A 4,181-nucleotide genomic window follows, 5' to 3' on the forward strand; every position below is an offset into this window, starting at 1 on the left:
AACGGCGTCACCCTGAAAAAGACAGGAAAGATGGCGGTGATAAAATGAGTGCCAAGATAAGCTCTATGATTTCTATTCTGATGAAAGGTTCAGAATGTGGTAAAATGAGAATATTTAAAATCTGTTTTCTGTCAGCCGCCCTAAACTTTTTGCTATTTCAATTTTCTCTTCTTTGTGCGGAGACAGGCAGAAGCGGAGCTTCGTTTCTGAAGATAGCGCCGACGGCGGCAGCGGAAGCCATGGGCGGGGCTTATACGGCCGCGGCATCCGGCATAGGAGCGCTGTATTATAATCCTGCCGGGATGGTTTACGGGAGACAGACTCAGGCGGGATTTACGCACACGGCCTGGATACAGGGAATGACTTATGATTTCGCGGGAAGCATTGTTCCTGTTATGTGGGGCAATCTGGGCATATCCGTAATATCCATGAGGAGCGGCGAGATAGACGGCAGGGATAGTGACGGCAAAGAGACCGCAGATTTTGAGAGTTCCGATACGGCGTTTACGGTATCTGCGGCAAGAGAGTTGAACGGTAAAAATATGTTAGGTGTTAATGTGAAACTGATAAGGCAGACGATAGCCGATGAGAGCGCGGAGGGATTCGCGATAGATATGGGGGCGATGAGAGAGCTGACGGATAAAGTGTCAGTCGGACTGAGCGTAAGAAACCTCGGGCCGGATATGAAATTCATAGAGGAGAAATATCCGCTTCCTCTGACATTCACGCTCGGGGGGATGTTCAAATTCGCGGGAGTGTTCGGATTGACGGCGGATATGGCCTATGAGCCGGTGGATGAGAAGAAGACATTCAGGATGGGTATGCAGCTTGCCCCGGCGAGATTCATGATTCTGAGGGCGGGTTATATGATGAAGGCTGTCTCAGCGATTTACGGCAATACGGAATCTGACAGTTTTGATGAAGACGAAGGGCTTGGCGGCGGCGTGGGTTTTAACTTCGGCTCGTACGCTCTTGATTACTCGATAAAACCCTATGCCGAACTTGGCACTTCCCAAAGAGTGAGTTTTAAATTAGAATTTTAGAAAGAGTTAGAAGGAGAAAGAATAATGGCAGGTAAATATGAATGCAGAATTTCCGATCTCGCTAAAGAGCTCGGTGTCACCAGCAAAGAGCTGATACAAAAACTCGGCAAGGAGGGTAAAACTGCTTCGTCGGGCCTGACAAAGGCCGAAGTTGGCAAATTAAAAAAGTCTTCCTCCGGAAGCGGGAAAACATCCGCCGCTAAGACTAAAAAAAGCCCGGCTGCAAAGACCCCCCGGAGCAAGGCGGCCAAGAGCGCGAGCGCTGTCGCGGCGAAACCCTCAAAGCCCAAAAGCGCCTCTCCGGCCAAGGCCGCTAAAATCAAACCCGCCAAAACGGTTGAAGCTCCCGAGAAAGTCACGCCGGAGCTGAAAGTGCGCCGTGGCGCAACGGCGGACTTAAAAGCCGCGGAAAAAGCTCCCAGAAAAAAGTCGCGCGTGCAATATGAGACCTTCGTACATATATTGTCCCAGGAAATGGGATGCACAAGCAAAACTTTCATAGAGAAGATCAAAAATCTCGGTATCACTAGCAAAAAACCATCTTCGGGCCTTACCGCCGAAGAAGTGAGGAAGATAAAAGAGAAGTTTCTCGGCACGAAGCCTCCTGTGGAATCGGGAAAAAAGACTAAAGAAGAAGAACCCGTAACACCGCCTGTTCTTCCTCCCCCGCCGCAACCTGTTAAGCCTGCTCCACCCAAAAAAACCGTCAAAATAGACGTAACCACCACCGTCGGCGCTCTGGCCGAAAAGCTTGATATGTCAGCCGTTGCGCTGATTAAAAAACTGCTCAAGCAGGGGATGGTCACAACAATAAATCAGCGGCTGGATACCGAAACGGCGTCATTAATCATCCATGAAGAGGGCTTCGAGCCGGAAGTCGTGGATATTTATAAAGACGAGGTCAAGAAATCGGATGACAGGGATATGAGCCGCGCGGTCACGAGGCCGCCCGTTATAACCGTTATGGGGCATGTTGATCACGGTAAAACTTCTCTTCTGGATTATATCAGGAAATCCCATGTCGTGCTGAAGGAATTCGGCAATATCACCCAGCACATAGGCGCGTATCAGATAAAGCACGGAGATCATACCATGACATTCCTGGACACGCCCGGCCATGAGGCCTTTACAGCCATGAGAATGAGGGGCACACAGGTGACCGACGTCGTGGTGCTCGTTGTGGCCGCCGATGACGGTATCATGCCGCAGACGAGAGAGGCAATAAGCCACGCGAAGCTCGCCGCTGTGCCTATAATCGTGGCGGTGAACAAAATAGATCTGCCGACAGCGAATCTGGAAAACACCAAGCAGCAGCTCGCCAATGAGAATCTTCTGCCGGAGGACTGGGGCGGAAAAACCATAGTGGTGCCGATCTCGGCCAAGACGGGCGAGGGCGTGAAAGAACTGCTTGATATGATCCTGCTTCAGACCGAGATGATGGATCTTAAAGCCGACCGGATGTGCCGGGCAAGAGGCGTGGTTCTTGAGGCGAGTATGGATCCGCGCCGGGGGCCGCTGGCTACCGTCCTTATAAGCGACGGCGTCCTTAAAGTCGGGGAATCTTTCATCTGCGGTTTTTCAGGCGGCAAAGTGCGCGCCATTCACGTTGAGGGCGGAGGCAATATCAGGGATGTTTTCCCCGGAACGCCTGTTGAGGTCATGGGTTTTACGACACTCCCCGAAGTGGGGGATGAGTTTTCGGTTATATCCAACGCCGGGCTTTCCAGAGATATTCTCTCCTCCCGAAGAAGGGTACAGGACGATATGAAGTTCAGCGCGCAGGCTCTTTATTCCGGCGGCAGCGACGAAACGAAAACCGTTAAAATAATACTTAAATCCGACGTGCAGGGCTCGCTGGAGGCCATTAAGGATTCTTTGTCCAAACTGGACAGCAGCGAGGTGCGTTTGCAGATCGTTCATGCCGCCTGCGGGGGCATCAACCAGAGCGATATACTGCTGGCGCAGGCATCAGGTTCCATCATCATAGGTTTTAATGTAAAGGGATCGGATAAGGTTGAGGCCGACGCTCAGGAAAAATGCGTGGAAATCAGGGTTTATACCGTGATATACAAACTGCTGGAAGACTTGAAAAAGGCGCTCGAAGGTAAACTGACGCCGATTTACAATGAGGCGCCGATAGGCCGCGCGGAGGTGCTCAAAACTTATAGCATTTCACGCATAGGCGTGGTGGCGGGTTGTATCGTTACCAAGGGGAAACTGAAGCAGAAGGCCAAAGCCAGGCTTGTCAGGGACGATAAAATAATTTACACGGGCAGTCTTGCCTCGCTGAGAAGATTTAAAGATGAGGCCTCTGAGGTCGTGGAAGGTATGGAGTGCGGTATTACACTTGATAGATACAACGATCTCAAGCCCGCGGATATTATAGAAGCTTACGAGCTTGAGAAAGTGGCGCGGGTTCTCGGGGATGCCAAGGAGTAGAGCGGGCATTCTATTATGCGCGATGAAAGAAAAGTAAAGCTCGCCAAACAGATACAGCGGGAAGTAAACGGCGTCATCCATAAGGATTTTCATATCCCCACAGGGGTTATTCTCACTATTACGGATGTGACTATTTCAAACGACTGCCGGAGCTGCTGCGTTTTTTACAGCGTTTATGTCTCTCCGGATACGTCAACCGGGACGGTCCCGGACGCGGATCTGCGCCTACGGCGTGAAACCGGACGGATGAGCCGGATGCTGACGAGAAAAGCCAATTATTTCAAGTATATAATAGGCAAAAACATGCGTATTAAAAACATACCGGAAGTTTTTTTTAAGCTGGATCAGACCCCTGCGAGAGCCGCGAAAATTGATGATATCCTCAATCAAATAGCGCATGAGAGCGGTGAGGGCGGTTCCTAATTGAAAAGCTCTTCGTACGGGAGAGTGTCGTGTAGTCTGCGGTTTTTCCTTGCGCTGGGCGCCGTTTTGTTCCGTCTGGGCATACTTTCGGCCGTATCTTTTTCTCACGCCTCAAGCGACGCCGGTCTGGTTTTTGATCTGACCGGCGCGTCTTCAAAAACGGTTGACGCTCTCTGCGCGCAGCTCCTTTCCTCGCCCTCGTCCTCGGCGTCATTTTTTATCCCGTGGGATGAGCTTGAAGGCATGCGCCGGAAAGGGGGGAATCAAAAACTCCTT

Annotated in this window: 4 protein-coding genes; all 4 read left to right on the plus strand. The window is 51.0% G+C overall.

Annotation, left to right across the window (positions count from 1 at the left end; all coding sequences use genetic code 11):
- Nucleotides 1–44: 44 nt before the first annotated feature.
- The gene (locus tag FP827_03690) at nucleotides 45–1,043 is read left to right on the plus strand and encodes a PorV/PorQ family protein (GenBank protein ID MBA3052177.1); all 999 of its coding nucleotides are present in this window, start codon (nucleotides 45–47) and stop codon (nucleotides 1,041–1,043) included.
- A gap of 24 nt (nucleotides 1,044–1,067) precedes the next feature.
- Entirely contained in the window at nucleotides 1,068–3,482 is a 2,415-nt protein-coding gene (gene infB / locus FP827_03695) for a translation initiation factor IF-2 (GenBank protein ID MBA3052178.1), read from the plus strand.
- Between the two features lie 15 nt (nucleotides 3,483–3,497).
- Entirely contained in the window at nucleotides 3,498–3,905 is a 408-nt protein-coding gene (locus FP827_03700) for a ribosome-binding factor A (GenBank protein ID MBA3052179.1), read from the plus strand.
- Nucleotides 3,906–4,181 (plus strand): hypothetical protein (locus FP827_03705; GenBank protein ID MBA3052180.1); only part of this gene is annotated, 276 nt, incomplete at its 3' end.

This window comes from Candidatus Omnitrophota bacterium (assembly GCA_013791745.1).
GTDB lineage: Bacteria > CG03 > CG03 > CG03 > CG03 > CG03.